Source organism: Aquimarina algiphila (assembly GCF_007489275.1).
Taxonomy (GTDB): Bacteria; Bacteroidota; Bacteroidia; order Flavobacteriales; family Flavobacteriaceae; genus Aquimarina; species Aquimarina algiphila.
The window spans coordinates 132,735-158,993 of sequence record NZ_VLNR01000002.1 but is presented as its reverse complement, the minus strand read 5'-3'; the positions used below and the strand labels follow the sequence as shown (position 1 = coordinate 158,993).

41 protein-coding genes are annotated in these 26,259 nt (G+C 31.6%); 21 read left to right on the top strand and 20 right to left on the bottom strand.

The annotated features are described in order from the left end of the window. The first annotated feature begins 37 nt into the window (after positions 1 to 37). Genes modA through FOF46_RS01600 form a run of 4 tightly spaced genes read left to right on the top strand, consistent with a single transcriptional unit; the run spans position 38 to position 2,755 of the window. On the top strand, positions 38 to 820 hold the full coding sequence (modA, locus tag FOF46_RS01615; RefSeq protein ID WP_143915269.1) for a molybdate ABC transporter substrate-binding protein: 783 nt from the start codon (positions 38 to 40) through the stop codon (positions 818 to 820). Continuing rightward, positions 817 to 1,215, top strand: a complete 399-nt coding sequence (locus FOF46_RS01610; RefSeq protein WP_109436966.1) for a TOBE domain-containing protein — start codon at positions 817 to 819, stop codon at positions 1,213 to 1,215. The genes modA and FOF46_RS01610 overlap by 4 nt, the downstream gene beginning before the upstream one ends. Beyond that, positions 1,215 to 1,886, top strand: coding sequence for a molybdate ABC transporter permease subunit (gene modB, locus FOF46_RS01605; protein ID WP_143915281.1), 672 nt, complete (start codon positions 1,215 to 1,217; stop codon positions 1,884 to 1,886). The genes FOF46_RS01610 and modB overlap by 1 nt, the downstream gene beginning before the upstream one ends. Beyond that, positions 1,883 to 2,755, top strand: a complete 873-nt coding sequence (locus tag FOF46_RS01600) for an ATP-binding cassette domain-containing protein (RefSeq protein ID WP_143915268.1) — start codon at positions 1,883 to 1,885, stop codon at positions 2,753 to 2,755. The genes modB and FOF46_RS01600 overlap by 4 nt, the downstream gene beginning before the upstream one ends. A 188-nt stretch (positions 2,756 to 2,943) precedes the next feature. On the opposite strand, the gene FOF46_RS01595 is transcribed toward FOF46_RS01600, so the two are convergent. Further along, positions 2,944 to 3,408 carry a hypothetical protein gene (locus tag FOF46_RS01595; RefSeq protein ID WP_109436968.1) on the bottom strand — a complete coding sequence of 155 codons (465 nt, stop codon included), beginning with the start codon at positions 3,406 to 3,408 and terminating at the stop codon, positions 2,944 to 2,946. Positions 3,409 to 3,890: 482 nt separating this feature from the next. On the opposite strand from FOF46_RS01595, the gene FOF46_RS01590 reads away from it, so the two are divergent. The 16 genes from FOF46_RS01590 to FOF46_RS01515 all read left to right on the top strand — a co-directional run bounded on the left by FOF46_RS01590 (position 3,891) and on the right by FOF46_RS01515 (position 15,843). Then, positions 3,891 to 4,379 (top strand): hypothetical protein, encoded by a 489-nt coding sequence (locus FOF46_RS01590; RefSeq protein ID WP_109436969.1) that lies wholly within the window; start codon positions 3,891 to 3,893, stop codon positions 4,377 to 4,379. A gap of 62 nt (positions 4,380 to 4,441) precedes the next feature. Then, positions 4,442 to 4,765, top strand: coding sequence for a hypothetical protein (locus FOF46_RS01585; protein WP_143915267.1), 324 nt, complete (start codon positions 4,442 to 4,444; stop codon positions 4,763 to 4,765). A gap of 122 nt (positions 4,766 to 4,887) precedes the next feature. Then, entirely contained in the window at positions 4,888 to 5,313 is a 426-nt protein-coding gene (locus tag FOF46_RS01580) for a DUF1330 domain-containing protein (protein ID WP_109436971.1), read from the top strand. 9 nt (positions 5,314 to 5,322) lie between these two features. Then, positions 5,323 to 6,480, top strand: a complete 1,158-nt coding sequence (locus FOF46_RS01575) for an FAD-dependent monooxygenase (RefSeq protein WP_109436972.1) — start codon at positions 5,323 to 5,325, stop codon at positions 6,478 to 6,480. Between the two features lie 172 nt (positions 6,481 to 6,652). Next, positions 6,653 to 7,354: a hypothetical protein gene (locus FOF46_RS01570; protein ID WP_109436973.1), complete on the top strand. Its 702-nt coding sequence runs from the start codon at positions 6,653 to 6,655 to the stop codon at positions 7,352 to 7,354. Positions 7,355 to 7,415: 61 nt separating this feature from the next. After that, the gene (locus FOF46_RS01565) at positions 7,416 to 8,525 is read left to right on the top strand and encodes an AraC family transcriptional regulator (protein WP_143915266.1); all 1,110 of its coding nucleotides are present in this window, start codon (positions 7,416 to 7,418) and stop codon (positions 8,523 to 8,525) included. 142 nt (positions 8,526 to 8,667) lie between these two features. After that, positions 8,668 to 9,138, top strand: coding sequence for a nuclear transport factor 2-like protein (locus tag FOF46_RS01560; protein WP_143915265.1), 471 nt, complete (start codon positions 8,668 to 8,670; stop codon positions 9,136 to 9,138). 41 nt (positions 9,139 to 9,179) lie between these two features. Continuing rightward, positions 9,180 to 9,632, top strand: a complete 453-nt coding sequence (locus FOF46_RS01555) for a nuclear transport factor 2 family protein (RefSeq protein WP_109436976.1) — start codon at positions 9,180 to 9,182, stop codon at positions 9,630 to 9,632. Positions 9,633 to 9,655: 23 nt separating this feature from the next. Beyond that, positions 9,656 to 10,225: a hypothetical protein gene (locus FOF46_RS01550; RefSeq protein WP_143915264.1), complete on the top strand. Its 570-nt coding sequence runs from the start codon at positions 9,656 to 9,658 to the stop codon at positions 10,223 to 10,225. Positions 10,226 to 10,227: 2 nt separating this feature from the next. Then, complete coding sequence (locus FOF46_RS01545) at positions 10,228 to 10,935, top strand: DUF2490 domain-containing protein (protein WP_143915263.1); 708 nt, start codon at positions 10,228 to 10,230, stop codon at positions 10,933 to 10,935. Between the two features lie 200 nt (positions 10,936 to 11,135). Next, complete coding sequence (locus FOF46_RS01540; protein ID WP_143915262.1) at positions 11,136 to 11,975, top strand: alpha/beta fold hydrolase; 840 nt, start codon at positions 11,136 to 11,138, stop codon at positions 11,973 to 11,975. Beyond that, entirely contained in the window at positions 11,968 to 12,465 is a 498-nt protein-coding gene (locus tag FOF46_RS01535; protein ID WP_109436980.1) for an RNA polymerase sigma factor, read from the top strand. Before FOF46_RS01540 ends, FOF46_RS01535 begins: the two co-directional genes overlap by 8 nt. Continuing rightward, entirely contained in the window at positions 12,455 to 13,069 is a 615-nt protein-coding gene (locus FOF46_RS01530; RefSeq protein ID WP_109436981.1) for a hypothetical protein, read from the top strand. The genes FOF46_RS01535 and FOF46_RS01530 overlap by 11 nt, the downstream gene beginning before the upstream one ends. 115 nt (positions 13,070 to 13,184) lie before the next feature. Further along, positions 13,185 to 13,643: a hypothetical protein gene (locus tag FOF46_RS01525; RefSeq protein ID WP_143915261.1), complete on the top strand. Its 459-nt coding sequence runs from the start codon at positions 13,185 to 13,187 to the stop codon at positions 13,641 to 13,643. Positions 13,644 to 13,709: 66 nt separating this feature from the next. Next, a complete protein-coding gene (locus tag FOF46_RS01520; protein WP_333968024.1) occupies positions 13,710 to 14,687 on the top strand; it encodes a GlxA family transcriptional regulator in 978 nt (325 codons plus the stop codon). Positions 14,688 to 14,775: 88 nt separating this feature from the next. Next, positions 14,776 to 15,843, top strand: coding sequence for a DJ-1/PfpI family protein (locus FOF46_RS01515; RefSeq protein ID WP_143915259.1), 1,068 nt, complete (start codon positions 14,776 to 14,778; stop codon positions 15,841 to 15,843). Positions 15,844 to 16,227: 384 nt separating this feature from the next. Here the strand turns inward: FOF46_RS01515 and FOF46_RS01510 are convergent, their stop codons facing one another. After that, positions 16,228 to 16,932, bottom strand: coding sequence for a hypothetical protein (locus FOF46_RS01510; protein ID WP_143915258.1), 705 nt, complete (start codon positions 16,930 to 16,932; stop codon positions 16,228 to 16,230). Positions 16,933 to 17,272: 340 nt separating this feature from the next. Between FOF46_RS01510 and FOF46_RS01505 the strand changes: the two genes are divergently transcribed. Next, entirely contained in the window at positions 17,273 to 17,764 is a 492-nt protein-coding gene (locus tag FOF46_RS01505) for a hypothetical protein (protein ID WP_109437034.1), read from the top strand. 225 nt (positions 17,765 to 17,989) lie between these two features. Here the strand turns inward: FOF46_RS01505 and FOF46_RS01500 are convergent, their stop codons facing one another. The 18 genes from FOF46_RS01500 to FOF46_RS01420 all read right to left on the bottom strand — a co-directional run bounded on the left by FOF46_RS01500 (position 17,990) and on the right by FOF46_RS01420 (position 26,242). After that, positions 17,990 to 18,436, bottom strand: a complete 447-nt coding sequence (locus FOF46_RS01500; RefSeq protein ID WP_143915257.1) for a hypothetical protein — start codon at positions 18,434 to 18,436, stop codon at positions 17,990 to 17,992. 2 nt (positions 18,437 to 18,438) lie between these two features. Continuing rightward, positions 18,439 to 18,663: a helix-turn-helix domain-containing protein gene (locus tag FOF46_RS01495; protein WP_143915256.1), complete on the bottom strand. Its 225-nt coding sequence runs from the start codon at positions 18,661 to 18,663 to the stop codon at positions 18,439 to 18,441. An 11-nt stretch (positions 18,664 to 18,674) separates the two neighbouring features. Continuing rightward, positions 18,675 to 19,421 carry a hypothetical protein gene (locus FOF46_RS01490; RefSeq protein WP_143915255.1) on the bottom strand — a complete coding sequence of 249 codons (747 nt, stop codon included), beginning with the start codon at positions 19,419 to 19,421 and terminating at the stop codon, positions 18,675 to 18,677. 171 nt (positions 19,422 to 19,592) lie between these two features. Beyond that, positions 19,593 to 20,015: a hypothetical protein gene (locus FOF46_RS01485; protein WP_143915254.1), complete on the bottom strand. Its 423-nt coding sequence runs from the start codon at positions 20,013 to 20,015 to the stop codon at positions 19,593 to 19,595. A gap of 37 nt (positions 20,016 to 20,052) precedes the next feature. Beyond that, positions 20,053 to 20,358 (bottom strand): hypothetical protein, encoded by a 306-nt coding sequence (locus tag FOF46_RS01480; RefSeq protein ID WP_143915253.1) that lies wholly within the window; start codon positions 20,356 to 20,358, stop codon positions 20,053 to 20,055. 304 nt (positions 20,359 to 20,662) lie between these two features. After that, positions 20,663 to 20,860, bottom strand: a complete 198-nt coding sequence (locus FOF46_RS01475; RefSeq protein ID WP_143915252.1) for a hypothetical protein — start codon at positions 20,858 to 20,860, stop codon at positions 20,663 to 20,665. 62 nt (positions 20,861 to 20,922) lie between these two features. Further along, complete coding sequence (locus tag FOF46_RS01470; protein WP_143915251.1) at positions 20,923 to 21,174, bottom strand: hypothetical protein; 252 nt, start codon at positions 21,172 to 21,174, stop codon at positions 20,923 to 20,925. A 21-nt stretch (positions 21,175 to 21,195) separates the two neighbouring features. Continuing rightward, a complete protein-coding gene (locus tag FOF46_RS32295) occupies positions 21,196 to 21,552 on the bottom strand; it encodes a hypothetical protein (protein WP_208746740.1) in 357 nt (118 codons plus the stop codon). 94 nt (positions 21,553 to 21,646) lie between these two features. Beyond that, on the bottom strand, positions 21,647 to 22,012 hold the full coding sequence (locus FOF46_RS01460; RefSeq protein WP_143915250.1) for a hypothetical protein: 366 nt from the start codon (positions 22,010 to 22,012) through the stop codon (positions 21,647 to 21,649). Beyond that, complete coding sequence (locus FOF46_RS31305) at positions 22,009 to 22,185, bottom strand: hypothetical protein (protein WP_167571722.1); 177 nt, start codon at positions 22,183 to 22,185, stop codon at positions 22,009 to 22,011. The genes FOF46_RS01460 and FOF46_RS31305 overlap by 4 nt, the downstream gene beginning before the upstream one ends. Positions 22,186 to 22,195: 10 nt before the next feature. After that, positions 22,196 to 22,756 carry an antirestriction protein ArdA gene (locus FOF46_RS01455; protein ID WP_143915249.1) on the bottom strand — a complete coding sequence of 187 codons (561 nt, stop codon included), beginning with the start codon at positions 22,754 to 22,756 and terminating at the stop codon, positions 22,196 to 22,198. A gap of 130 nt (positions 22,757 to 22,886) precedes the next feature. Further along, positions 22,887 to 23,096, bottom strand: coding sequence for a hypothetical protein (locus FOF46_RS01450; RefSeq protein WP_143915248.1), 210 nt, complete (start codon positions 23,094 to 23,096; stop codon positions 22,887 to 22,889). Positions 23,097 to 23,111: 15 nt separating this feature from the next. Then, a complete protein-coding gene (locus FOF46_RS01445) occupies positions 23,112 to 23,303 on the bottom strand; it encodes a hypothetical protein (RefSeq protein WP_143915247.1) in 192 nt (63 codons plus the stop codon). Positions 23,304 to 23,382: 79 nt separating this feature from the next. Beyond that, the gene (locus FOF46_RS01440; protein WP_143915246.1) at positions 23,383 to 23,604 is read right to left on the bottom strand and encodes a hypothetical protein; all 222 of its coding nucleotides are present in this window, start codon (positions 23,602 to 23,604) and stop codon (positions 23,383 to 23,385) included. 5 nt (positions 23,605 to 23,609) lie between these two features. Further along, positions 23,610 to 23,957, bottom strand: coding sequence for a hypothetical protein (locus tag FOF46_RS01435; protein ID WP_143915245.1), 348 nt, complete (start codon positions 23,955 to 23,957; stop codon positions 23,610 to 23,612). Between the two features lie 402 nt (positions 23,958 to 24,359). After that, on the bottom strand, positions 24,360 to 24,689 hold the full coding sequence (locus FOF46_RS01430) for a hypothetical protein (protein ID WP_143915244.1): 330 nt from the start codon (positions 24,687 to 24,689) through the stop codon (positions 24,360 to 24,362). A 1,023-nt stretch (positions 24,690 to 25,712) separates the two neighbouring features. After that, positions 25,713 to 25,925, bottom strand: coding sequence for a hypothetical protein (locus FOF46_RS01425; RefSeq protein ID WP_143915243.1), 213 nt, complete (start codon positions 25,923 to 25,925; stop codon positions 25,713 to 25,715). A gap of 14 nt (positions 25,926 to 25,939) precedes the next feature. Continuing rightward, complete coding sequence (locus FOF46_RS01420) at positions 25,940 to 26,242, bottom strand: hypothetical protein (RefSeq protein WP_143915242.1); 303 nt, start codon at positions 26,240 to 26,242, stop codon at positions 25,940 to 25,942. Positions 26,243 to 26,259: the final 17 nt, after the last annotated feature.

Genomic DNA, 26,259 nt, shown 5'->3' with positions numbered 1-26,259 from the left:
TCTAATTAAGATACTTTCCTCGAATAAGAAAATAAGGATGAAATGGACTAGCACACTAAATTCTATATTGATAGGTTGTACTTTATTTATAATCTCTGCTTGTGGTTACCAAAAGGATGATCATAATAAAGTTACTATTGCAGTAGCTTCCAATATGCGTTATGCCATAGAGGATATTGCCAAAAAATTCACTCAAAAAACAGGTATAGTTTGTGAATTGATTATCAGTTCTTCTGGGAAATTAACTGCTCAAATCAAAGAAGGAGCTCCTTATCATATTTTTATTTCTGCCAATATGAAATATCCTTACGAGCTATTCGAGAATGGATTAACAACCAAAAATCCAGAGATTTACGCTTATGGAAAATTAATCCTATGGACCATGATCGATGACATAACTCCTTCATTGCAAATGCTAGAAAACAAACAAATCAAGCATATCGCATTGGCAAATCCTAAAACAGCTCCTTATGGATCATCAACAATAGAAATATTAGAGCATTATGAACTTTATGATAATTTAAAGCATAAATTAGTTTTTGGAGAAAGTATATCACAAACCAATCAATTTATTGTTTCAAAATCTGCCGAAATTGGTTTTACATCAAAGTCGGTAGTGCTATCTTCTCAAATGAAAAATAAAGGAAATTGGGTTGATATTGATAAAGCTGTATATTCACCAATAACCCAAGGAGTAGTGATGATAAAACAAAAAAATCGTGTTGCTGCAAATACTAAGCAATTTTATAACTTCTTATTCTCCTCTGATGCAAAGGGAATCCTTGAAGGTTATGGATATGATGTAAATACTAATAAATGAACATTCTTAAAGGAAAAATAACGGCTGTTAAAACCAATGGAAATCTTTCATTAGTAGAGATTGATGTGGATAATATCTCTTTCAAAACTATTGTGGTTGAAACACCCGATACGGCTTCTTATTTAACAAAAGGAAATATTGTCAAGGTTATTTTTAAAGAAACAGAAGTTATTATTGGTAAAGGTGTAGAACATGCCGTAAGTATGCAAAATAAAATAGTCGGAAAAATTCTTACCATAGAAAACGGAGAATTATTGAGTAAACTTACTATTGATATTGGTGTAGGAAATATAGTATCTATCATCACTACAAATGCCGTTCAGGAATTACGCCTTCAGGTAGATGAAAAAATCACAGCTATGATTAAAACAAATGAAATAATGTTATCAGAATGATGGATTGGCAACCTTTAGTATTAACTTTTAAATTAGCTCTTGTTACAACACTTTTACTATTGATTGTTTCAATTCCGCTTGCATATTGGTTGGCACATTCAAAATCATGGTTCAAGCCAATAGCTGAGACCTTAGTAAGTATGCCTTTGGTGCTCCCTCCTACAGTTTTAGGATTTTATTTATTAGTTGTTTTTAGTCCTTCAAGTACTTTTGGAAGTTGGCTTAATGAATCTCTGCGAATACAATTTATTTTTTCATTTCAAGGTCTGGTTCTAGCCTCTGTTTTATATAGTTTACCTTTTATGGTACATCCTATACAAGCTGGGTTTTCGAATTTATCATCGACCATCTCAGAAGCATCTTATGTCTTGGGGAAATCAAAAATCACAACACTTTTTAAAGTTCTTCTTCCTAATATAAAACCTTCATTACTTACGGGAGTTGTTCTTGCTTTTGCGCATACTATTGGAGAATTTGGGGTTGTATTAATGATTGGAGGAAATATACCGGGTAAAACCAAAGTAGCTTCGATTGCAATCTATGATGAAGTTGAAGCTCTTAACTATTCTACGGCAAACTGGTATTCTCTCATTTTGTTTCTCATTAGTTTTTGTATACTACTACTAGTATATCTAGTTAATGGAGGTCATTTAAAAAGGTTCTGGAAATGATACATATTGCAGTACAAAAAAAATTAACAGCCGTAGAAGGAGAAATGCTTCTTGATGTAGATTTTACTTTGGAAGAAGGAAAACTAACGACATTGTATGGAGAATCGGGAGCAGGAAAAACATCTATTTTCAGAATAATTTCTGGATTATTAAAAGCAGACAAAGGGTTAATTACTATCAAACAAAAAACATGGTTAGATACCGAACAAAAAATATATCTAAAACCACAACAACGAAAAGTGGGACTTGTTTTTCAGGAGTATGCCTTATTCCCTAATATGACAGTAAAAGAAAATCTCTTTTTTGCATTAGAGAAAGGGCAAGATAAAAAAATTGTAGATGAATTAATTGCTATTATAGAATTAGGGAACTTACAGAATAGAAAACCTCAACACCTTTCTGGAGGACAAAAACAACGTGTTGCTTTGGCCAGGGCAATGGTTAGAAAACCAGATATCTTATTATTAGACGAGCCACTCTCTGCGTTGGACCCAAAAATGCGAGCAAAATTACAGGATTATATTCTCGAAGTGCATAGACAATTTAAGTTAACCACCCTTCTCATTAGTCATGATATAGGTGAAGTTGTAAAAATGTCTGATTGTGTGATGATTATAGAAAACGGGATGATTACCAAACAAGGTAATCCTATTGATATATTTACAAATCAACGAGTAAGTGGAAAATTTCAATTTTCTGGTGAAATCGTTCAAATACAAAAGGAAGATGTTATCTATATTGTTACCATCATAATAGATGCTAATTTTGTAAAAGTAATTGCCCAGGAAGATGAAATAAAGGATCTTAATATTGGTGATAAAGTTATTGTTGCTTCCAAAGCGTTTAATCCTATTTTATATAAAATTTAAGTAAAAAAGACTAGAGGTTTATTACAAGTCAATTGTAAAACTCACATATCCCTCTGCTAAAACACTGAATATCAAAAAAAAAAAAAAAAAAAAGTATTGTATCTTAATTTTGAATATAGTGGTCATATTATTCAAAATTAAGATACAAAGCAAACGTTATTTATTTTTTGTACTATTAAAGTAGTTTCTTATTGTGCATTAATTCCAATATTGCCTTGAGCTACAACTGTTGGATCGCTTTCACTTTTAAGGATTTTTACGTGGCCATCAAAATTGATTAGTTCATCGTATGTCATTACAAAAAAAGAATCACCTTTATCAATCGGGCTAAATGGAGTAGAAGAAATCGCAACTTTATCTCCTTCTCTTCTATATGCTTCAGAAAGTGAAAAAGCAATATTTCCATCATCAGTCAAAGAATCATTATAAATATGTGTAGGATATAAATTCCCTGAGCTTGTACCCTCTAATATAATAGTAAAAAATGTGTAATCAGTAGCAGATTTTACAATACTAACAAGACCTTTGATTCCCGAATTATTTACTTCTTCTAATACGAACTCTTGCTTGATAACATTAGGTTCATCATCATCATTATTACAGGAATAACAGAATGCAATGGTAATTGTTAAAAATAATAATAGTTTTTTCATTGTGATATTGATTTTAAAAGTTTACATAGATAATACTATACTTTAAATAAAAAGTTGCAGTAATTATTTTAAAATTAATTCAAGAAAAATCTAGTTTAAACACTTCCAATAGTTTAAATCTGGTAAAGGACATATATTATCAAAACTTTAACTAAAGAAACTTTGACTGCTAAGGCAGCCCATGTCAGTAGATAACTTTAGATAAATCCAGATTACTTTGAAAACATGTAAGAAATATGTTCAAAATTATCCTATAGTTAACAAAGTTCGTATACCCATACCTTACTCTGTACTATTAATTCTCATAATATAAAAGTCTTACCATGTGTTTATAAATAATAATTTAGTTGCTTTATGTATTAACACCTCTCCTTTTCATATACTAATGCTCTTTAATTTTCATATTATTTTTCACTGAAAACAGGTAGTTACACCTCTCCTATTGTTATTAGTTTTGTATTACATCATAAAAAAACAGACTTATGAGTACTACAAAAAACAACAGTATACAAGAGCAAATTAATGCTGATTTACTAGAGTCTTTTACTCTTTTTATAGATTCAGAATATACAGGATATGACCCCCTAAAACCAGTATCTAAAATTATTTTTTCTGCCCAGGGAGAAATCACTTCTCCTCCAGATCTAGAATTTATGGGATATGGTGGTGGATCAGAAGGAGAAAGTTTTAGTGAATGCGGTGGAATAGATTTAACTTCTTTCTTTCCACTTGATGAACAAAGTGAATATTTTGCAAGTAATGAAGATGAATATATCGAAGAATGTTTGCAAAATGCTTCTGCTGCGGTTTTAAAAGGGTTACAGTCTGTTGCCGGTAGTATAGAGTTTCAAAAATTACCTAAAGATGGCCCGGTAGTGTTTGTTTTAAATCTAATTGATCAAAAGAGTAAAGTCATCTGTCGTATTCATCCCGATGGAGATATAGAATTGCCTCCTAAAAAAGAAAGTTAAGAATATATAAACTCATTAGAAGCAGTTTACATTAAACGTTATAAATCAAATCTACTAAACTCTTGGCTAGAATAATACTACATATATTCATGATGTTCACAACGATGTTTGCGTACACCAATATCACAACAAAAGCTATACATCAGGAAATAACTACAAAATATTTCATTAACGATATTGAAGTAACTGAAAAACGATTTAATAAAAAATTAGAAAGTCTTGAGGAAACGGGAGGTTGGTTTTGTTTGGATACTAATACCGGAGGAGTTACAGGATATAAATGCAAAGATAAATCTGAACAAGAATATACATATGAATGTACCCTAGACTTGGTTAAGAGTGAATGCAGACTTACCAAAACGAGTATAAATATATCAAAATTTTAATGGAAAGACAGAAAGTGGATTGATACGATCTTTACACCTAATTTATATTCAATTTATTAATCTAGATTAAGAGGACTTCGTATGCTTTTGTATTACATTTACAGTACGCATATTCTATAAAAATGAAAAAAGCATTACTATTAATCATCATAGTTTTTTCCACAATACATAGCTCAAATGCAAAAGATATATTTTATAGTATTCACCAAAAGTCATTGCATCAAAAAATGCTTCAACAAGATCCACCTATAAAAACAACTTTAATTGTAACCTCTTCTCCAAATTTAGACGAAATAGAGGCCTTACAAAAGTATGTAAAAGAAGTTATGCCTCTATTATTAGATATTGGTGGGACGGTAATCAAAAGAAGTAAAATAGAGGATGTATATCACGGAGAACAAAAATTTGTTTTTTTATTGGTTATGGACTTTCCTTCAAAAGAGAATGTTATAAATTTATTGAATAGTAAAGCATATCAAAATCTTATTCCAAATAGAGATAAAGGATTCTCTGAAATTAATATTTTATTTGCAGATGACTTACCATAAATAATACGTATGATTACAATAATTGGTGCAGGAATTGGTGGGCTTACCACAGCTTTAGCTTTTGAAAAACTAGGAATCGAATATCATGTGTATGAAAAAGCTCCAGAACTAAAAGAAATTGGTGCTGGTATCTGGATGCCTCCAAATGCGCTTCAGGTTATTGAATGGATCAATCCGAGTATCTTAAAAGATCTTCAGCTCCATGGAAATTCTATAGATAGAATTACATTAGCAGATTTACAACTAAACCCTATTTCTGACACCGATCAAAATTTTGCAAAAGAGCAATTTGGCTTCTCTACAATTGCAATTCATCGAGGGAAACTACAGTACCTTTTACTTAAAAATATTCCCAAAGAAAAGATAACTATGGGAAAAGCATTTAAAAGCTATACTTCTTTAAGCGACCAAAAGATTGAGATTGTATTTGAAGATGGTACACAAACTACAACAACATACCTTATTGGGTCAGATGGAATTCACTCTAAGATAAGGCACCAACTTTTTCCAAAAAGTCGATTACGGTACTCTGGGCAAACTTGTTGGAGAGGAGTTGCAGCATATGAAATGAATCCTACTTTTGATCATAATGGAATAGAAATGTGGGGAAATCAGTTAAGGTTTGGAATCTCAAGATTGCAAAAGAATCAAGTATATTGGTTTGCCGTTGCGTTAAGTGAGCCTAATTTGAAAGATGATACCGTATTTTTAAAAGATAAACTCATAGATTTATTTTCTGATTTTCATGAAGAAGTTATTCAACTTATAAAACACACACCAACTGATAAAATTATCAGAACCGATCTTAATGATTTAAAAATTTTAAAAACCTGGCATCATCATAATATATGTTTAATTGGGGATGCTGCTCATGGCATGACCCCTAATCTTGGACAAGGAGGTTCACAAGCTATTGAAGATGCATATTATCTATCGAATCTAATTGCATCACAAAAAGATATTATTCAGGCATTTTCAGAATTCTATAGATTAAGATCTAAAAAAGTGAATTCGATAGTATCCCAATCCTGGAACATGGGTAAAATTGGTAACATGAGATATGGCAGTAGAATTAGAAACTTTATGCTAAAAAATGTTCCTTCCTCTAAGCTTAAAAAGCAGATGATTTCGTTATACAGTATTGATAAAACTATATCTAATAAATGATCACTTTCTAATTATCTATTCTTTTAAGAATAACTATCAGTTATATTTGTATTTTATATAAGTACGCATACGGTATATGTACTTCAAAGCCCTTATTTTACTTTAGTTCTCAGAATATAGCTTCTACATTTGTCTTATCAATTAAGAATCATTAATTAAAGTAAAGAAACATATGAAGCTTTTAAAAATCTCACTATTAACCTTATTTTTAATCACTAATTTTTTAAATCTACAGGCGCAATCAAAAATAAAATCATATGCCCAAAAAAAAGGACAAGTATTTGATATTATATTTCTAAATACAAAACCCGACACCAAAAAAAAATTAGACAACTATTTTAAAACCGCATTTCCTGTTGCCGAAAAAATGGGATATCACCCATTACCTGGAAGAGCAGTATCAGGAAGTCCGACTCAAGGAAATTACCACCCCGAAGTTATGGTCTTTGGATATTGGGATACGCTAAGTGGTCGAGAAAAATTTTTACAAGAAATAGAAAAAACAATGCCTGACTTTCATCAAGAAAGAAGAAATATCTGGTCAACCTTTGGTTTAACGTATTATGAATTAAAGGAAGATCTTTCTTTTAAAATCGATCCAGAAAGGTTTAATATCACCACTGCATATTGGCAAAAAGATGAACAATCCTTTAAAAAATTTAAGCAAGAGTGGTTACAAAAAAGTAAAAAGGCAGGTGGCCAAATAGAAATAGAATTTGTAGAAGGTACATCTCCATTTGGATATCATTATAACCCAGATTATCTGGTCATCACTTCATGGGAAAATAAAGCTGCTTTTGAAAAATTCTATACAGAGAATCTAAAAATGAATCATAGTTCGGTAAAACATGTGAATCAGTTTCAGATTAAGTAACTATTTTTAGCGATATAAAAAAGTAGGTGGTATTAAAAACCACCTACTTAACCCAACACCTATGCAAACACTTCTAAATCAACTTGTGTATTTTGGATATTTTCAGAGTATCTTCTTACTCTTTATTTATCTTTTTTCACCAAAAAACAGAAAGAACATTAACGGTTATGTCGCTTTTTTGGTAGTAGTGCTTATGATAGGTTTATCGGGACGGGTTATCTATATATCAGAAGTTTTTGGTAAGAATTTTAGATTTATTGCCTTTTCAGAATTTGCTACACTTTTATTTGGATCCACAATTTACTTGTTTACCAGATCTTCTTTATTAAAAAAACGTTTTTCTTATCAGGATCTGTTACATTACATCCCAGGAGTTTTTTACATTATTTTTGTGATTTTCATGTTTATGCTTCCTACAGATCAAGAAATGAGATTAAGAGTAAAAAGCGGAGAATTATTTCGTACCATAACCATTTTTATAGGCATAGGATTACTATTCAACATTACATATTGGGCCATGAGCCTGCATCTGTTTTTTGTATTTAAAAAAGAACTTCGAGATGAGTTAAGCTATACCGTAAAAACACAGTTTTTCCTAAATTTTCTTATTGCAATCGGTATTTGTCTACTATGCTGGGTTATTGTATACTTCATTAGTATTTTTGGATTTGAAATGATAGAAAGAACGGCAAGAGAAACTATCTGGTTAAGTATTGCTTTAATCATTCTCTTTATTGCCTATTATGGTATGATTTCTCCCGATTTATTTAAAATTATCCCTCCTTCAATCCATAAAAAATATACACAATCAAAATTATCAAAAAAGGATCTTGATGCACTAAAAGCCCAATTAGATACATTAATGATTGAGAAAAAACCTTATCTCAATAGAAAATTATTAAAGGCTGAGCTTGCAGAAATGCTTGGAGTGAGTAGTCCCGAAATTGCTCGATTACTCAATGAAAATGTCGGTATGAATTTCTTCGAATACATCAATTATTATCGTATTAAGGAATTTGTAGAATTGGCAAAATCTGAAAAAAACCAAAATCTTACTTTTTTTGGGATTGCGCAAGAAGCAGGTTTCAATTCTAAAACGACCTTTAATAAATCGTTTAAAAAATTAATGGGAACCTCACCAAAAGAATATTTTACTTCGTTGCAAAACTAAGGAGAAATTCAAAAAAACTAAAACGATAACTTCATTTATTTAATTCAAGTGAGTTTACTGATCTTTAAGATTTAAGAAAACTTTCTTATTTAATTATCATATATCTTATATTTTTAGAACTGAAAAACAATCAGTCAATTCAATGAAGTATCCATGTAGCGTTATTTTCGCATTCTTTTTATGTACTACTGCTATTCATGATATTAATGCACAAGAAGAGCATGAACCAACTCCAAAAGATGTTCTTGTTAAGTTAGTAAATGATTACTATACTATAAATATTAAAATCTTTAAAGCCAACTCTACCATAAAAGATATTGATGAAGTTTTTGAATTATTTACAGATGATTTTGTCTATATACATCCAAAATATGGAGGCACATATACCAGACAAGAATTATATGATGGATACGTACGTAATCAAAAAAAGGGAGGTTATGATGGAAGCGTAATAGATATCAAAGTAATCAACATGATTACGGGACTCGATGCTATTGTTACAGAAAAGAAGTTTATTAATAAGACTGACACTGGGACAAAAGAAGGAGATGCTCAAATGGCTTTATTCGAATTTAAAAGTGGTAAAATCTCCAAAATATTCGAATATTGGTAACCTAAAAATATAATATTCTTACTATTAATAATTGCATTCACATGAAATCATATTCTCTTTTACTCATTTTAATAATCTCATGTATTACCATTAAAACCTATGGCCAAACCAAACAAGACTCTTTGGCAATTAAACAAGTAGCTCTGGATTATATTGAAGCGCAACATCACGTAAAACCTGAGCAATTTGAACGCGCTGCTCATCCAAGAATGGTAAAAAGAACATTTTGGAAGAACAAAACCACAAACAAAGAGTATTTGCGTGAGACTTTTACAGATTTTATGGTACTCCTTTCTGAGTCTTATAATCGTAATGGAGATAAGTTCCCTGATAATCCTAAAAAAGAAGTGATTATACTAGACATTTTTGACAAAACTGCTTCTGTAAAACTTATTGCAGATGAATGGGTTGATTATATGCACATCATAAAAATTAATGGAGCCTGGAAAATCGTAAATGTATTATGGCAATTTAATGATTCTTCTAAGCATTGATTTATGTTTCAAAACATTTTTTGATGAAAAAAATAATAGTTGCTTTCGGAATGTTTTTTACTGTATTTGCTACAGCTCAGACAAAGTATGAACGAGAATATCGAATCCAACCAGATATTGTCCCTCCAAAAGCATTATCATTTATAGACAGTTGTTTTTTCAAAAACACTATAAGATGGTATGCTGAAGAGAGTCAAGATGGAAAAACAATAGAAGCCAAAACCAAAAAAAACAGAGCACGTTTTAGTATTGAGTTTGACACTCTAGGAAACCCTATCGATATTGAGAAAACAATACATTTTAAAACACTTCCTAAAGAAATAAAAACAAACATTACTCATTCATTAGATTCTGTTTTTACCAAATATACTATTGTAAAAACACAAATACAATGGAAAGCAGATCGACAAACATTATTAAGTTTGATGCAGGAAAAAGCATCAAAAGATTCTTATACCACTCTTTATGAGATTGTCATAAAAGGTAAAAGAGAAAAAAATTATCATTTGTATGAAGTCTTAATTGATCCAAAGGGAACTATCATAAAATTTCTTGAGATCGTACAGCGTAATTCTGATAATATACAGTTTTAGTCATGCATAATACCATCATAAAAATTCTATTTCTAGTCTTGTGTATCAATTTACTAACACATGATATACTCGCTCAAAGTGAATTCTCAAGTGGTATACTTCCCAAATTCACATTATCTTCAAAACTTTCTAATCGTACAAAATTAATTAATGCCATAGAATCACGACAAGTATTCATCGATGATACAGAAGAAAATTCATTTCAATATTCTTATATTCTTACTGATTTAACTTCTCTGATTTCTACAAAAATTGGAGCTCATGGAGTGCTTAATGGTGGATATTTATTTAGAATAAAGGATGATGAGATTATTCATCGCACAATTCAACAGTACAATTATGTTCAACTACTTCATGTAGGCCGAATTGGTCATCGCTTGGCAACAGATCAAACTTTTACGAGTAATGAAGCTCCAGAATTTCGTTTGAGATATAGAGTAACCTATGAAAAACCGTTATCAGGAGAACAAATTGACTCCAAAGAATTCTATCTTAAGTTTAGTAACGAATATCTTGGATCATATCAACAAGATGAAACAGATTTAGAAATCAGACTTCTGCCTTTTCTGGGATACGAGTTCAATAGAAGAAGTAAGACTGAATTTGGTTTAGACTATCGAATTAGTAATTTCTTTAATTCTGATACCAAACATAAACTTTGGGTAAGTATACATTGGCTCTATACCATTGATATACGTAAAAAGAAATAACTTTTATTCTTAGTATTATTTACCTCAACAAGGAAAATATTTATTACTTCATAAATTCTTCTTCTCCTTTTCCTTTGTAAACACAGGCTTTCACCTCTTATCGACATGTTTTCTATTTTTTTTCACTCTTGCGTGTAACAATTCATTGTGTTCTGCATCAAAGGGAAAAATAAGTCTTAAAAACAATAAAAAACATAAACATGAAAACATTAAAAATCACCATTGTATTATTAGCAATCGTTAGTTTGGGATTTGGTCAAACATCAGCTTTTAAAGTTAAAGTTGTAGGAAAAGGAACTCCGGTATTATTTTTACCTGGGTTTACAACTCCCGGATCTATTTGGGAGGAGACTGTTGATCATTTAACTTCAAAAAATGAGGCTCATCTTATTTCTTATGCAGGTTTTAATGGTAATCAACCTATCCCAATGCCTTGGTATGACACCATAAAAAAAGAATTGATAACCTATATCAAAACTAAAAACCTAACTAATGTCAAAATAATCGGACATAGTATGGGAGGAAATCTAGCTACCGATCTTGCTGCGGCATTACCTGATACTATAACTAGTATGATTATCGTAGATCCAATACCTTGTATGCGTGAACTTATGATGCCAGGAGTCCCAGAAAGTAATATACAATACGAAAGTCCTTATAATAAGCAGATACTTGCTATGGAAGAAGCACAATTTAAACAAACTGCGACTATGATGGCTCAAAATATGACGAATAAAAAAGAAAAAGTAAATACTTTGATCCATTGGATTATGGAGGCAGATCGTAAAACCTATGTATATGGATATACCGATTTATTAAAATTAGATTTAAGAAAAGTATTAGATAAAGTGACTGCAAAGACTCTAATTTTAGGCGCATCATTCCCTACTGTAGAAATTGCAAAATCCAATTATGAAAAACAATATGCTACTTTAGCAAACAAAACGATAGAAATGGCATCAGATAGTAAACATTTCATCATGTTTGATCAACCAGAGTGGTTTTATGCACAAGTAAATGCATTCTTAACAAATGAGTAAAAAGAATCAACAGCTTTTCGAAACTGTATATCGAGAATGTTATCCTATGGTAAGACAGATGTGCCTGGGTTTTATGAAAGGAGATATTGATCTGGCTAATGATCTTTCGCAAGAAGTATTTATTAATATCTGGAATGCGCTCCTTAACTTCAAAGGACAATCCACCCATAAAACCTGGGTATATCGAATCACTGTAAACACATGCCTTCAATACATTAGAAAAGAAAAAAAGAAGAAACGATTATCTATAGATAAAATAGAACATGCATTAGTAGATGAATCTCAAAATCCAGAACCTGATCAGGAACAAGGATTATATAAAGCAATCGGACAATTAGAAGAACTTGATAGATTGATGATCATGATGGTATTAGAAGGGCAGAATTATGATGAAATATCCAATATTTTGGGTATCAAACCCACTAATGTTAGGGTAAAAATTCACAGAATAAAAAAAAGACTTAAAAAAATATTAGACCATGGAAAATGAATTTGATGAATTACAAAACAAATGGCAAAAAGGAAAAAAAGATATTGAAAATAATACTGAAATAATTAATGAAACTTTAGCCGCTATCACTACAAAGAAAAATTCTAGTGTACAGTTTCATTATGGCAACATCGCAGTATTATCTGTTACTTTAATTGGTATTGCTGCATTTTTCTACTTCCTTGCTCCTGTGCAAGAAATCTTAAGTCGAATCGGAGTCGTACTAATGATAGGAGGGTTACTAACCAGGATTGTTATAGAGTGTATTAGTGTATCAAAATCAAAGAAAATTGATATCATAGATAACGTATTAAAAACAACAAATAACACTATTGCTTTTTATAAATTTAGAAAACAAATTCATGGCCCTGTGACCATTATTATTCTTGCGTTATACACTATAGGTTTTTATATGATTACTCCAGAGTTTAGTCTGTATTTCAGTACCTGGAAAATGATTCTCATAGATGTTTCCTATATTATCGGAGCTATTATCTTTATTAGTTTTATTAGAAAAAGTATTAAAAAAGAAATTAAAACATTATTAGAAATTATTGAGTTAAGAAATAAAATGGTCGAAGAAACAGAAACAGTTTCATTATAAAAATAAGCCGCAACCTTTCATAGGATCACACATCTATAGTATATAAACCAATGTGCATTTTGGATGGCAATGTCCAAAATGCACAATCAGGTTACACATCACGAATTGTTATGTTATGAAAATTTTACTTCGAATATTGTTAACAGCATTAATATGTACATCATGTAATTCTGATGATGATGGTGGCAATAGTGCAATAAGACTAGAGTTAAAAAGTGCAGCATCAATAGGCATTACTAATCCAAAATTCACCATTTTGGTCTATGGCTTTGATAATAGCTATGCAGATGTTGCAGCCACACTGATCAGTACTCAAAACTTTGAATCTAATCAACTACCGGTAACTATAACCCTTACCATCCCTCCTAATCCAGAGTCTATGATAGAACTTAATACATCAAATAGAAATATCTCATATTATATAAATATCGAATGGGATAATGACAACAATGGAAAAATATGTAATGGAGATATTTCTATCGATTATAATACCGAAACTAATTTTATTAATCTAAATCCTCTGGTCACTCAAGAAGTATTCGTTTCAGAAATTAAGGCACTTCCCTGCGAGTAAAACAAAAAAACAAATATTAAAGAGCGTGTATATTTAGATTTTTAAACACTTTTTTGAAGATATCTTATCTTTACTAAAAATCCGAGAATCAAAAATATCATTTTTGTAATACCGCCCAAAGTACATTTACTGGACATAAATGGTCCGGCGCATCTTTTTTATGAAGCCAAAGAGTATGGTGCTGATATTGATCTTCATTTTGTTTCTATAGACAATCAAAAAGAAATTCAAAGTAGCGCTGGGTTATATTTCACAAAACTTTCTTCTTTTTCTCAATTTACATTAACAAAAAATGACTTTATTTTTATCCCGGGAGTAGAGTTTCAACTCCTCTCTGATCCTGTTTTTATACAAAAAAGTAAAACATTCTTTGATTGGTTAAGAGTGCAATATAACAATGAAGTTAATATTTGTTCTGTCTGTACCGGAACATTTTTACTTGCAGAATCCGGAATATTAGACGGTAATACATGTACAACACATTGGAAATATTTAACAGAATTCGAGAATAGGTTTACATCTGTAGAACTTATCAATAATCGACTTTTTGTAGTCGATAACAATTTATATTCTAGTGCAGGAGTAAGCTCTGGTATTGATCTCTCCTTATATATCCTTGAACAACTATACGGACCAAAATTTGCCATAGACATTGCCAAAGAGGTGGTTTTATATTTTCGTCGTGGAGAATCAGATCCCCAGTTAAGTGTGTTTTTACAATATAGAAATCATTTGGATACTCGCATTCATGATGTGCAAGACTATATGATCAAACATTTACATTCTTCTTTTACACTAGAAGATTTAGCAGAAGATATACATATGAGCAGCCGCAATCTCACTCGGCTTTTTAAAAAAACTACTGGAGTAACGATTGGAGCTTACCACGAAAAACTAAGAGTAGATAAAGCAATACATCTTTTGGCAGAAGGAAATAAAGTTAGCTACGTGGCTCATCTTTGTGGATTAAAAAGTACCAATCAATTAAGGTCTTTACTAAAAAAACATCAAAACGCTTTACCCACAAGTATTACTTCTTTATAATACCTGTCCCGATACTGCGTATACTTGTCCTTCTACAAGAGTATGCAGAAGCTTAACTTTATATGCATTAATAATTAATCAAAAAACAATGTCAAAGTTAATCGTATCATTCATCTTTTTTATCAGCATATCAGTATTATCACAAACATCAGTACAGAACCCAAATAAAATTTATGTATGTCCTCCTTGTGCCAGTAGTTGTGATACTATAGAATTTAATAAACCAGGAACTTGTACTCACTGTAACATGAAACTGATCTCAAAAGAACAATTAAAAAAAAGTACCCCTAAAAGAAAAAAAATAGCTTTCTATCTACAACCAGGAATAGAAATACTGGATTTTGCAGGACCTATGGAAGTATTTGCCTATGCCAATTTTGAAGTATTTACTGTTTCTAAAACCAAAGACCCTATTATATCCCAAGGAATATTAAAGATACTACCCGACTATGATATTAAGGATGCCCCTCAAGCTGATATTTTAGCTTTTTTTGGAGGAAACAGCTCAACGGCTTTTAATGATGCAGAAGTAATTAATTGGATCAAGACTCAACAAAAAACTCAGTATCATTTCTCTGTATGCACAGGGGCCTTTGCTCTAGCTAAATCAGGAGTTTTAAATGGTAAAACGGCCACTACGTTTCATAGTGCATTAAACAAACTAGAAAAAGAATACCCAGAAATCAATGTTAGAAAAGATGTACGGTTTGTAGATAACGGAAAAGTAATCACTACTGCCGGTATTTCTGCGGGTATCGATGGAGCATTACACCTGGTAGCAAAACTAAGAGGTTTTAATGAAGCAAGAAAAATAGCCTATCATATGGAATATGACAAATGGACTCCTGGAGAAGGATTAATACTATCAGACGACAACCCATATGAAAAAATAAAAAACAGTAAACATTTAGAAACCTACACAGGAATATATAAATACTTAAACAACACTACAGTAGAACTAAAAATGAATACAAGAGAAAAATCACTTTATGCTGTAGTCGACGGTATGAACTATCCAATTTTTCATGTAAAGAATACCACATTTACAAATATAGCCGATCATGAAATCACTTTTATAATGGATAAAAATAAAGATATCACCGGTTTTACATCCTCAGAACACCCTAATACCCTATTTCATAAATTAAGCAAGTGATCATAGTTTTAAATTATTCAACCCTTCTCATACATTAGCACTTCGTGATATAATCGATTTTCTAATGTATAAGATGAGATAACTTTTTATTGCTTCTAAAAAATAGCGAGGTCGATAAACTTCCTGAGACGATTAGAAGCTTGCCAGCGATATACTTAAGCCCCCTTGTAGTCCATATAGTACTCACCGGAATATGTAAAGTAAACCCCTGCACCAAAAGCAAGTTTCCCGGCAGCGGGGATGCATCATCATCATGCCGGGAAGTATAGCCAGAGTGCCGGGAGCTATCAATCTACTGCCGGGAGGCATGAGATAGCCACCGGGAGGGGTCATCTCTATGCCGGGAAGCAGTAAACTACTGCCGGGGCGAGTGATATCAAGGGATTACCTTTTATAATACCTACTGGTATATCCTCTAAATCGCTCGGGTTGATCTTTAAACACATATTTACCCGCATCTCGCACCTCGTCTATTGCTTCTTTTAAATGTGTAAATGCTTTATCACGCACCAATTTTGCAGAAGAGTTTTCTAGTATAGCTCCGTTAGCCTTGGCCAGCAGTTCTGCCATAGTATTAGATAAATTTGCTGCTGTATCTAGTTTGGCAAGTTTAAATTTTACCTCGTTAAGTTCTTTGGTATTACTTTTTCCCAATACACTAAGATCACTTAGATCTTGTATCATATCGGCATTGCCACTCCCATTGGCGATCTCACGTACTCGACCTAGCAAATCGGTACGTTTTCTAAACGCATATCTAAAATCGTCTAGCAGATCATCTCTAAGGTCATAAGCTTTTGGAGATTCTTCTTTCCAGGTTTTATTGGCTTCTTCCTGCCCATAGCGTTCGCTAACCCATACCGATTGTGCATGACGTAATGCACCAGCACGAACGGGCAACTTCTCTGCATAGCTATCCCAGGCTAAGCCCGAGTTATTCACCAGGTCATTTTTATCATGAGTAGCCCACACATAAAGGTTTTCTGCTTCTTGCAGGACATTATCTACCGGTATATTAGGTGTTTTTACTTCATCAGTCGGTATGGCATTAAATACAGGGAGCTTTTGTTCAAAATTGTCTTTAGACATCATTGTTGATTTTAAAATGTTATTATTAATTTAAAAACAAGGATAAGGCATACCAGTTTCATTTTTCGACACTGAGATTTTTTATAAAAAAAGTATAAGAGAGTCATTACAAGAGTCTATAAAGAAGTAATATTTGTATTAGGAACCCCATACTAACACAAATGATACTGTGTTATAGATTTCTGCGGCTAACACATCTTTCTATTATGCATGTTGATCTGGGAGTATATCGTAAGGATATGAGCTTATCTTGCTTTTTTGATGGTAACTATATTTTTAATATTTAGGATATATAGTTACCTTGGTAACTATATTCAATTGTTATATACAAGCACCTTAAATGGATATTGAAAATATAAATATCATACTAAATAAAATATTCAAAGGATTATCTATTTCTAATATCAATTACTCAATTGATTTTTGGAATTTAGAGTTTTCAAGGCACTTGGAAAATGAGTTTTATGAATTTAAGGAATTAAATAAAATTGTATTAACGGCGCACGAAATAGAAGTTTGCAACGAAATTGAATGGAAAAAAACTATCTCTAAAGGCCCATTTGATATATCAGATTCTGTAGATTATGAAGAGTCGATTAAGGCAATGATTTTATTTCACTTAGCAAGGCTTCCCATAGAATCTGTAGAAATCAAAAAAAATGCTGACTTGTTCTTTAAATACTCCAAAAATAGATTCTTGAAAATAAATGGAATCGTGGAAATTGTTGATTGGGTTTGGTGGTTAGATATTGAACAAAACGAGAAGATTATTATGAGTGAGTTCGGAAAAATAGCTTGTGACGAAAAAATACTGAAAAGCACGCTCAAATAAAGCCTGTATATAACATCATATATAAAATCAGAGCAAAGTTTAGTACTAAATCAGAAGGCTATTTACTTTTTGCAATGGCGCTAGATTTTTATAAATTAAACAAATAATAATAAAGGGGTTAAGTGTCTGTAAATTAATTATATAAGATTTTTGTTGTCCCTGTTATTGTCCCTAAAAAATAACATATTTTTAACCCCCGTAAACAAAGCGTTACGGGGGTTTTTCTTATTTCAGAATTAAATTTTCGTCTTTAAATAGGTTTTGAATATCTGTTGCTACATCCAAAGTAAACGTATTATAGTTTTCTTCTATCCAGTAAGGAGTTTTGTTTTTGTTTTGATCTCCTATTTGAACAATGTACCCTTGATAAAACAATTTTCTATGCTCACTATATAAACCGTAGACCTCTCTTGTATTTGCGTTTTTAAGCCATGATAAGATTTTTTCAACATCTCTATTCATTTTACTTAAACTTAATACAAAAATTGCCTCTCGTTCGTCTAAGGAGCGAACAAAACTTACTTTAAAATTATAAATTTTTATAGGTAAGATATATTTGTTTTTCCAGAGGACGAACGGTTTTTCCTTTGAACCTATAAGGCGTACATTGTCTAAGTGTTTTTGCCAAAAATTCAAATACGCATTATTTCTATTGGTATAATCAGAACTCATAATTATCTGTATAATTTAATATCTTTAATTTCAAGAGCATCAAGGACTTTTATTAACCTATCTGTTGTCATATTTATTTTTCCTGTTTCAATTTCCGAAATATTTGATTTTACCGCACCTTTTCCAAAAGCTTTTTCAGCAAGAGTTCCTTGTGAATATCCTAAAGCCCTACGAGTTCTTTTGATTTCGCTTCCTAACACTTTGTAAATTTTATCCTTTTGATTCATTTTATTTCATTTTAAGTTGACTTGTCTTTTCTGCGTTTAGCGCATTGCGCTTCGTGGTTCTTTTTCACACTCTCTGATAGCATCGGAAAATCACAATGTTTACAGGCGTGTTTTTTTAATCCTTGGTTATACTCTGTTTCTTTCTTTAGATTCTCCTGTACCTTCTCATATGTCGCATTTATCTTTTTTAAGTTTTTCTGTAGTTCCTCTTTTTCTCTCTTCTCTTTTTCAATATCAGACTTCAATAATATTAACTCGCTTTGTTCTTCTTGCTGTGCTTGTGCTTTTTTCTTTTCTTCTACCTTATCCTTTTCCGCTTTATACATCTTACTAAGGAGTAAAGAAAGTTTAATTTCGATAGTCACTAAGGACGCACAAAAAGCGAAAATTTTTGGAGAATAAGATTCAAAAAAAGCAAAAAAATCAAGGGCTAAAAACAAACTGATTAAAGTAAAACCTATAATCCATAAGTAAGGACTATAATCTTTTTCTTCCTTCCCCTCTTTTATTTTCTTAAAATCGAATTTTGAATTTAAGGTAACGGTTGTTAATGCTCCACCGATTAAAATACCGCCAAGTATACTCGCTATCATTCGCGGTAATCCTGTGATCTTATCTTCTGGTAGTATAGCGAAAAATAAACCCCATGCTTCAAAGGTTTTTAAACCCATGTAGCAGTATAGTAGTAGTTGAATATTTTCTATACTAAATTGAAAATTCGCAAGCCTGTTAACAGGCACTTTTACTGTAGTTTCCATAATAATTATAATTTTAATAATGTAACTTAGGTCTGTAATGGGTTACTACTTTCCTAATCTTTGTAATTCTTGTAACCTCTTTATTTTCTGATATTTTTTTTGAAATAATAGACAAGGGTTTCTTTTTAAAATGAGAAAAAAAGAGGGGTACAACCCTTGCCTTTTTTAATCTTAACGCGAATACGTTTGCGTTGTATCGTCGTTTTCTACCCCTTCAATAACTAAATTGTTTGCAGAAAATTCTAAAACATTGAATTTGACTCTTTCCGGATCGGTTGGAGGTTCTGCGCCTAGCAAGGTTATTGAGTTTGCATCTATAGAATAGCTTTTAAAATCAATTTCGTTAATAGAGCAAGGCGTGGAAGGGTCTACAACTTGCCCTATTGCATTACCTTGTTCAAAAAACCGCAATGTTGCTGTTGTTCCGTCACAACTGACAGGGTTTTCAATTCCATTAGAACCCGTCACCTTTGTTTGTGTCCATGTTCCGGTTAAATTCGCTTTTGATAATTCAAATGCTGTGCCTGTGTCGTCGTCAGAACTGCATGAGGTTGCTATAAAAGCAACAATAAATACTTTTAAAATGGTTTTCATGTTCTTGAATTTTTAAGGTTTAATAAATTAATGCTAGTTAATGCGGTAATGGTTTGTTAGGAGATTCAAGCAAATCAAGAATAAGCGTTTGACAATGAATACGGCTAACGTCTTCTTTTGTGCTTTTTATATCCTCTTTAATAAGGATAATGTCTGTTGTTCCTTTTTCTGGGATAAAACGTTCTTCCCTTTGTTTTCCCTTAGTAATTCTACAAATAATACCTTTTTGTCCAACGACTTTAGATGTTACTACTTTCCAATCATAGCCTTGTTTGTCTCTTATAATAGTTGTAAAGACATAGCCTAGATTTGGATTTTTTTTTAGTCTACTTTCAAGTTCCATTGTTTTTTTTTGTTGTGTATAAATAAACTGAAAGAAAAACACCCTTAAAAAAACTTTCTTAAACTTCTCGAAATCAAATTAATTTCCCAATATTAACTTGATTTTAAAGGGTTTTTTGTTAAATATATCTCAAAGTGTAAATATTCTCGTTAATTACATTACACGTTTTTGAAATATTTTTTTCTTTTTCGTTAACAATTATTGTTTTGTCGACGAACGGTTTTTCGTAAGATGATATTCTCTTTTTCATAGGGGTATGTATTAAAATTTGCCTTCTTAGTTTAGTAGGTGTTTTTTGAGGTATTTAAACATTTTTATTGGTTATATAGTAGTGCGCTATTAATAATTGTTGTGTCGTATAACTTAATCCATCAAAAGGAAGTAACCCGTATTTGTTAATTTCCCGTGTAAAATTATCGTATAACTTAGGATCTGTTTCTCCCGTAATATTTCTAAATTGAAGTTCCGTTAATTCTGTTAAATACTTTAATAATGTTTTCATTCTTTTTGATTTTTTCACCCATACAAGCAAAAGCCTGTAAGCTGTGTATTATTCTTTTGTTGTTAAACTAATTCCTTTTTTAACAAATCATCCTCGTTATTAACCGTTATAAGATCAACTTTACAGATAAATGCTTCTACCAGATAATCCGGTTCGGGAAACTTTTCTTTGAGTTCTTTAAAAGGTTCTCTTATTTCGGTTTTAAATTTAACAGGTTGTTTTTCTGTAGAAAAAAGGGTTTTATATGATGGATTATTTTTATCGTCTTGGTGTGCTTCTTTTTTATAGACGAATATTTTGTAATACGGTGTCATAATTTTCACTTTTTCCTTTTGTTACTTGTCATACATTAAGTCCTCGACAATACTAACGTTAAAATGTTCCTCAACGTAATGCCAGATTTCAAATTTATCTGTGCCTTTCGGAAAATCTTTAAAATCCTCGTCTATTTCGTCGTTTTCATTTACGGGAACATCTCCTAATTCTGACCAATACGCTTTAGCTTCGTTTAACACCCTTTTAGAGTCGTTTTCTGCTATTTCTACTATTTCTGATACAGTAAGATGTGTACTGAATTTTATGTGCATTCTAGACGTTTTATATGCTTCGTTTCTATTACCTAATGTCTTGCAATACTCGATAGCCTTTTTTGTGGCTTGCTGTTTAAAAAATTTCTTGTCTTCTGGTGTCATAATTTTTACTTTTTCCTTTTGTTTTTAAAATAGGTAAATGTCCATTGTAGGCAACCGAGGATTAACACCCCGATTGCCATATAAAATAATTCTTCTAATGATTCCATAGTTTAACGTCTTTTAATTCTACTTTATTAATTTCGTAAACCTGCATTTCAAACCTGTTTGCATAGGCTGTAATTTCTCCCTTCTCCCATTGTTTACGCTCTATTTCTGTTAACTCTTGTTGGTCATTGTCTACCAGAACATCATAATGGATTACGTGCGTTCCTTCGTCAAGATATAAATACTCTTTTTTGAAGGTATAATATAATTTTTCAGTTATATACAATTCAATAGCCTGTAGCAAATTTTCGGCTTTTACTTGTGCGTTATTTTCGTAAAAATTAACGTGGTCTTTTTCTCCTTCTTCAAAATCATCAACAAAGACGTTATGATCTGAATATATTAAATGTGTCATAGTTCCCGTTTTTTAGGTTCTATTAATTTCATCATTTCGCCTAAATGCTTGTTTTGATAACCACTATCATATAAAAAAGCAATAGCATAATACAACCCTTTGTTTTTATAGATTTCTTCAAAAAGTTCTAAGGTTCTGGTGTATTCTTGTTTTTTAGTGAATATTTGATGCATATTTCAAATTTTAGTGATTCCAAGAATCATGAATTATGTAGTTTGTTCCTTCGTACTCAAATTCTGTAAATTCATTCTCAAGAAATGAATCATAATCAATTCTTAAGTATGTATGATCGTCGTCGGCTTTGTCTGCTTCTGGGTAATATTCCGCAAACAATTCTATTTTATCGTTTCCGTGTCGGTCAAACTCCCTTAAATAAACATCCTCACAATGATCGATTGCATACTCTAAATCACAATTTTGCTCTATCATAAAGGCAACCGCAATTTTTTGATCGTCACTTAAATTAATAAACTCATAGATTTGTTCAAAATTACCGCCTGATTCGCTATATAATTCCTTTGGAAAACCTTCATAATCTGTTATCATTATTTCTTCACGCTCACTACCGCATAATAAAGGGCGTTTCTCGTCGCATTCATCGAAATGGTTAGATATGTATTCCATTAACTCCGTTTCGTCGCTGTAATCGTCTAAATCAACCCAGTGCCCAAACTCAAATTGTGTTCCTTCGTTATAACTGGCATAATCTGTTAAAAATACTCTTGGTGTCTCTTCTAATTTCATAATAATATAATTTTAATAATGTAATACGCTTTTGTCCTGTGCGTAGTTAACAGGTTGTTTTTTAGTGGTTTATGTTGCCCGTATTCCGTACATATGTACAGAAATTTTTAAATATGCTCTTAATTTGGGGTTATAACCCTCTAAATCTTAATATTTTATATCCTTTTTCGTTGTATTCATCTTTTTTGATCTGGTAAAGCATACAATACATTTCGTTATTTTCTTGAATAATGTACTTTTCAAATACATCATTTTTAGCGATAACTTGATTAACAAAACGACTGTTTTTGTTTATTTCTTTGCTAATCTCCTTTTGCGCAGGGTAAAACCATTTACTCATAATCTTATTTTTTGTTTAATAATCAACTAACATTAATTCAGTGCCTTTTTTTACATAAACATAGTCGTTAATGTCGTCGTAGTTCTGTAACTCGTAACATTTTTCGCTCCTGTTATACTCACCACGAATAAATGTCTTACTCATTCGCTTGCCGTCTTTTTTAACTCTGGCAACCATTTCACCATGCTTTATGTTTTCTACTTTCATAGTATTTGTTTTAGTTTATATTTAGATGGTTCGGGGGAATCGAACCCCCGATAACAACCGTTAACCTAGTTAGTTTTGTTTAGTCAAATAAAATAGACTCTCTTTTATTATCTAGTCTTATTGTATTAAAAACGGATCTTTCCGTTGATGAATAAAACAACTCCGTTTTTGGATTAGTAAGACAATACGTTTTTTTAATGACTTCTAAAAATTGTGTCTTTGTCTGTGGCTCTATCGTAACCAAATGTGCAAAATTTGTTATTTGATCGATAAATAAGTAATCTAAATTTGTAGTACTCATAATAATTAGTTGTTTGCAATTACTTTCTTTTTCTCCTTCTTATCCCAATTTGGGTAAGGATTACCAGACTTGCCAATCTTATAAACACACTTTGAACCCTTCTTACTTATGTACTTCAATCGCCCGTCTTCGTCCTTCTCATTAGTGGCAGTAAATAACCAAACCGCATAAGGATTGTTATTCTCTGGATTTATGCAAAACAAATACTTTGTACCCTTCGAAGTTTGCCATACCTCACGACTAACACTATCAACCGTGAAAACTTCACCCGTGTTAGTTCCCGTATTAGGATCAAATTGTGCGGTTGCTAATGAAGTAATAAATAATACCGCTACTACTAATAAATTTCTCATATACTTATAATTTTAATAATTTAACTGTGCTTTGAAAACCGTAGCACATTAACGGTTGTTGTTATCTCTCTTTTTAGTCCTGTTATATCGTTTGTAAGCCCTTATTAATCTAATAAGCTCAATAAGTACCCAAAGCAATAAAAGAACAATACATACTATAGATAATGTCATTAATTTGGGGTGTTAGTCACGGGCAAGGAATCGAACCTTTAAACAATTTACTATAATCATCTCTTTCGTTGTTTTACCATTCCCGTAATTTTATCAAAAGTGTAACTTTCTTTTATTCTTATAAAGGACGAACCCCTAAGAAGCTTATAATAATTACACTATGTCAATGAACTCTGTTTAAGACACTCAATTAAGAGTGTTTCGGCTATTAAAGCCTCATCAGTTAAACTTTTACTTTACCTCGATAGTAGTAGGTGCGAACCCTTCAACCTCAAAAGTGTAAACACCCGCGCCTAACTGCGTGAAATCAAATTCGTTTGAACTTTTCTTAGTAGTAATATGCTCCATCGTATCAGCAACAAATAACTTGATCTTAACACCGCTATATTTTTCCACAGAATCAACCGTCACAAACATACCATTTACTGATACCTGTAATTTGTTGTTTAATGTGTTTACTACCTCTTTAGATGTGTTGTCGTTGTCACCGATAGTCGATGCACTAGCAGTTAATGAAGTTGATAATAATACCGCTACTAATAATGTTCTTAAAGTTGTCATAATACTATAATTTTAATAATTTAACTCAATCGCCCTTGTGACACATTGATGGTACAAATATAACACTTTATTTTAAAAGTTCAGCTACTAACTGAACTTTTCTTAATATTTATTGATATTTATTTCTTATGCAAAACACACATAACATAAAGAAAACTTATATATACCCGAAATACCCCATAAATAAAGACTATCAAGAAACAAAAAGCCCCGTAATCAAACAGGGCTGCAATTGACGAACTTAAAAAACCATTAGATTGCGTTTACGTTTAAGAATCCGCTTACAACGGGAACTTATACACAACTATAAGTATTTAAGAAAAACAAACCTATACATTATAAAAGAGAATTGAAAAGAATAAATAAACCTTAACATAGTTGCACTACGCATGGAGAAAAAAAAAGGGATAAACAAAGATTACAATGTAACGTCATACTGTATGTTTCAATAAAGACTGTGTAAGACTGTGTTTTTATCACGCACAAACAAACGTACACATATAATCAAGTGTAGTAATATACCCTATATTAAGAGTATTTTAACATAATCCTTGGTTTATAGTGGGAAATTAAGAGAGTGTACAGTACTAAGGTACAGTAATTTTTAAATACGCCCAGCATTTGGGGTTGACCATGAGGAAATACACATATAAGGGACGATAACAGGGACAACACAACACACAGTACTACACAAGGTGAGTAATCACAAGGGATTTACAATGCTATTATTATAACTTAATCTTATAGTAAGGTTTTTATTATATATAAATAGCATGAATAAAAATGACATATAGCAAAGAGAGTAATAAGAAATTAGTATGATAAAACCCTAAACACTGGCGAAAAACAAAAACTCAAAAATCTGACGAAACAACCGCGAAAAATCACCCCCCTATGCAAAACCAAAACGAATTTCCTTTTCGGGGGAATCGCCACAAAAACAAAAACAGTCTCACATTCACGACCAGACAGTGTTTTTCTATTAGGGTTTATCTATACGGTCATAAGTTATAGGAGGTGTAATTAATTCTTTTTAAGGTATTGTTCAATAGCTTGATATGCTTCGGGATCGGTCATTTTGTAGTGTCTAATAAGTTCACCGTTGATAAGTTCGTAGTCATTGGGGAAGTGTTTTATTTCGTCAATAAACCCTTGTTCTTCTAGGGTATATACTTCTGATTTTCTATACAGGACTTTATCATTTATTTTAAGTTTATTTGCTTGTTCTGGTGTCATATTTCAGCGTATTTCTATTTATTCATTAGTTTTTCGATATAAGGCTCGTACATTGCGTTTTCTGCTGCGAGTATGGAGATATTTTTCTCAAGGACTACATAGGCTAAGAGAAGGTCTGTATTTATGTCATAGAGTTGCATTAGCACTTCTCTTGATTGGCGGTCTGTATTCTCTACGTCTTCTACGGTTTTATTTGAGGTTTCGACATTATCGATAAAGTATTCGACTTCATTTTTAATTTTTTCGAGTTGATTGAGTAGGATATGTTTTTCTTTTTGTTTGGTTTCTATGAGTTGTATCGCTTGTTCTTTGGTCATAGTCTTGTATTTTAAGG

Coding starts and splice junctions, on each gene's coding strand:
- modA (WP_143915269.1), top strand. CDS start 38: ATGAAATGGACTAGCACACTAAATTCTATATTGATAGGTTGTACTTTA.
- FOF46_RS01610 (WP_109436966.1), top strand. CDS start 817: ATGAACATTCTTAAAGGAAAAATAACGGCTGTTAAAACCAATGGAAAT.
- modB (WP_143915281.1), top strand. CDS start 1,215: ATGGATTGGCAACCTTTAGTATTAACTTTTAAATTAGCTCTTGTTACA.
- FOF46_RS01600 (WP_143915268.1), top strand. CDS start 1,883: ATGATACATATTGCAGTACAAAAAAAATTAACAGCCGTAGAAGGAGAA.
- FOF46_RS01595 (WP_109436968.1), bottom strand. CDS start 3,408: ATGAAAAAACTATTATTATTTTTAACAATTACCATTGCATTCTGTTAT.
- FOF46_RS01590 (WP_109436969.1), top strand. CDS start 3,891: ATGAGTACTACAAAAAACAACAGTATACAAGAGCAAATTAATGCTGAT.
- FOF46_RS01580 (WP_109436971.1), top strand. CDS start 4,888: ATGAAAAAAGCATTACTATTAATCATCATAGTTTTTTCCACAATACAT.
- FOF46_RS01575 (WP_109436972.1), top strand. CDS start 5,323: ATGATTACAATAATTGGTGCAGGAATTGGTGGGCTTACCACAGCTTTA.
- FOF46_RS01570 (WP_109436973.1), top strand. CDS start 6,653: ATGAAGCTTTTAAAAATCTCACTATTAACCTTATTTTTAATCACTAAT.
- FOF46_RS01565 (WP_143915266.1), top strand. CDS start 7,416: ATGCAAACACTTCTAAATCAACTTGTGTATTTTGGATATTTTCAGAGT.
- FOF46_RS01560 (WP_143915265.1), top strand. CDS start 8,668: ATGAAGTATCCATGTAGCGTTATTTTCGCATTCTTTTTATGTACTACT.
- FOF46_RS01555 (WP_109436976.1), top strand. CDS start 9,180: ATGAAATCATATTCTCTTTTACTCATTTTAATAATCTCATGTATTACC.
- FOF46_RS01550 (WP_143915264.1), top strand. CDS start 9,656: ATGAAAAAAATAATAGTTGCTTTCGGAATGTTTTTTACTGTATTTGCT.
- FOF46_RS01545 (WP_143915263.1), top strand. CDS start 10,228: ATGCATAATACCATCATAAAAATTCTATTTCTAGTCTTGTGTATCAAT.
- FOF46_RS01540 (WP_143915262.1), top strand. CDS start 11,136: ATGAAAACATTAAAAATCACCATTGTATTATTAGCAATCGTTAGTTTG.
- FOF46_RS01535 (WP_109436980.1), top strand. CDS start 11,968: ATGAGTAAAAAGAATCAACAGCTTTTCGAAACTGTATATCGAGAATGT.
- FOF46_RS01530 (WP_109436981.1), top strand. CDS start 12,455: ATGGAAAATGAATTTGATGAATTACAAAACAAATGGCAAAAAGGAAAA.
- FOF46_RS01525 (WP_143915261.1), top strand. CDS start 13,185: ATGAAAATTTTACTTCGAATATTGTTAACAGCATTAATATGTACATCA.
- FOF46_RS01515 (WP_143915259.1), top strand. CDS start 14,776: ATGTCAAAGTTAATCGTATCATTCATCTTTTTTATCAGCATATCAGTA.
- FOF46_RS01510 (WP_143915258.1), bottom strand. CDS start 16,932: ATGTCTAAAGACAATTTTGAACAAAAGCTCCCTGTATTTAATGCCATA.
- FOF46_RS01505 (WP_109437034.1), top strand. CDS start 17,273: ATGGATATTGAAAATATAAATATCATACTAAATAAAATATTCAAAGGA.
- FOF46_RS01500 (WP_143915257.1), bottom strand. CDS start 18,436: ATGAGTTCTGATTATACCAATAGAAATAATGCGTATTTGAATTTTTGG.
- FOF46_RS01495 (WP_143915256.1), bottom strand. CDS start 18,663: ATGAATCAAAAGGATAAAATTTACAAAGTGTTAGGAAGCGAAATCAAA.
- FOF46_RS01490 (WP_143915255.1), bottom strand. CDS start 19,421: ATGGAAACTACAGTAAAAGTGCCTGTTAACAGGCTTGCGAATTTTCAA.
- FOF46_RS01485 (WP_143915254.1), bottom strand. CDS start 20,015: ATGAAAACCATTTTAAAAGTATTTATTGTTGCTTTTATAGCAACCTCA.
- FOF46_RS01480 (WP_143915253.1), bottom strand. CDS start 20,358: ATGGAACTTGAAAGTAGACTAAAAAAAAATCCAAATCTAGGCTATGTC.
- FOF46_RS01475 (WP_143915252.1), bottom strand. CDS start 20,860: ATGAAAACATTATTAAAGTATTTAACAGAATTAACGGAACTTCAATTT.
- FOF46_RS01470 (WP_143915251.1), bottom strand. CDS start 21,174: ATGACACCGTATTACAAAATATTCGTCTATAAAAAAGAAGCACACCAA.
- FOF46_RS32295 (WP_208746740.1), bottom strand. CDS start 21,552: ATGACACCAGAAGACAAGAAATTTTTTAAACAGCAAGCCACAAAAAAG.
- FOF46_RS01460 (WP_143915250.1), bottom strand. CDS start 22,012: ATGACACATTTAATATATTCAGATCATAACGTCTTTGTTGATGATTTT.
- FOF46_RS31305 (WP_167571722.1), bottom strand. CDS start 22,185: ATGCATCAAATATTCACTAAAAAACAAGAATACACCAGAACCTTAGAA.
- FOF46_RS01455 (WP_143915249.1), bottom strand. CDS start 22,756: ATGAAATTAGAAGAGACACCAAGAGTATTTTTAACAGATTATGCCAGT.
- FOF46_RS01450 (WP_143915248.1), bottom strand. CDS start 23,096: ATGAGTAAATGGTTTTACCCTGCGCAAAAGGAGATTAGCAAAGAAATA.
- FOF46_RS01445 (WP_143915247.1), bottom strand. CDS start 23,303: ATGAAAGTAGAAAACATAAAGCATGGTGAAATGGTTGCCAGAGTTAAA.
- FOF46_RS01440 (WP_143915246.1), bottom strand. CDS start 23,604: ATGAGTACTACAAATTTAGATTACTTATTTATCGATCAAATAACAAAT.
- FOF46_RS01435 (WP_143915245.1), bottom strand. CDS start 23,957: ATGAGAAATTTATTAGTAGTAGCGGTATTATTTATTACTTCATTAGCA.
- FOF46_RS01430 (WP_143915244.1), bottom strand. CDS start 24,689: ATGACAACTTTAAGAACATTATTAGTAGCGGTATTATTATCAACTTCA.
- FOF46_RS01425 (WP_143915243.1), bottom strand. CDS start 25,925: ATGACACCAGAACAAGCAAATAAACTTAAAATAAATGATAAAGTCCTG.
- FOF46_RS01420 (WP_143915242.1), bottom strand. CDS start 26,242: ATGACCAAAGAACAAGCGATACAACTCATAGAAACCAAACAAAAAGAA.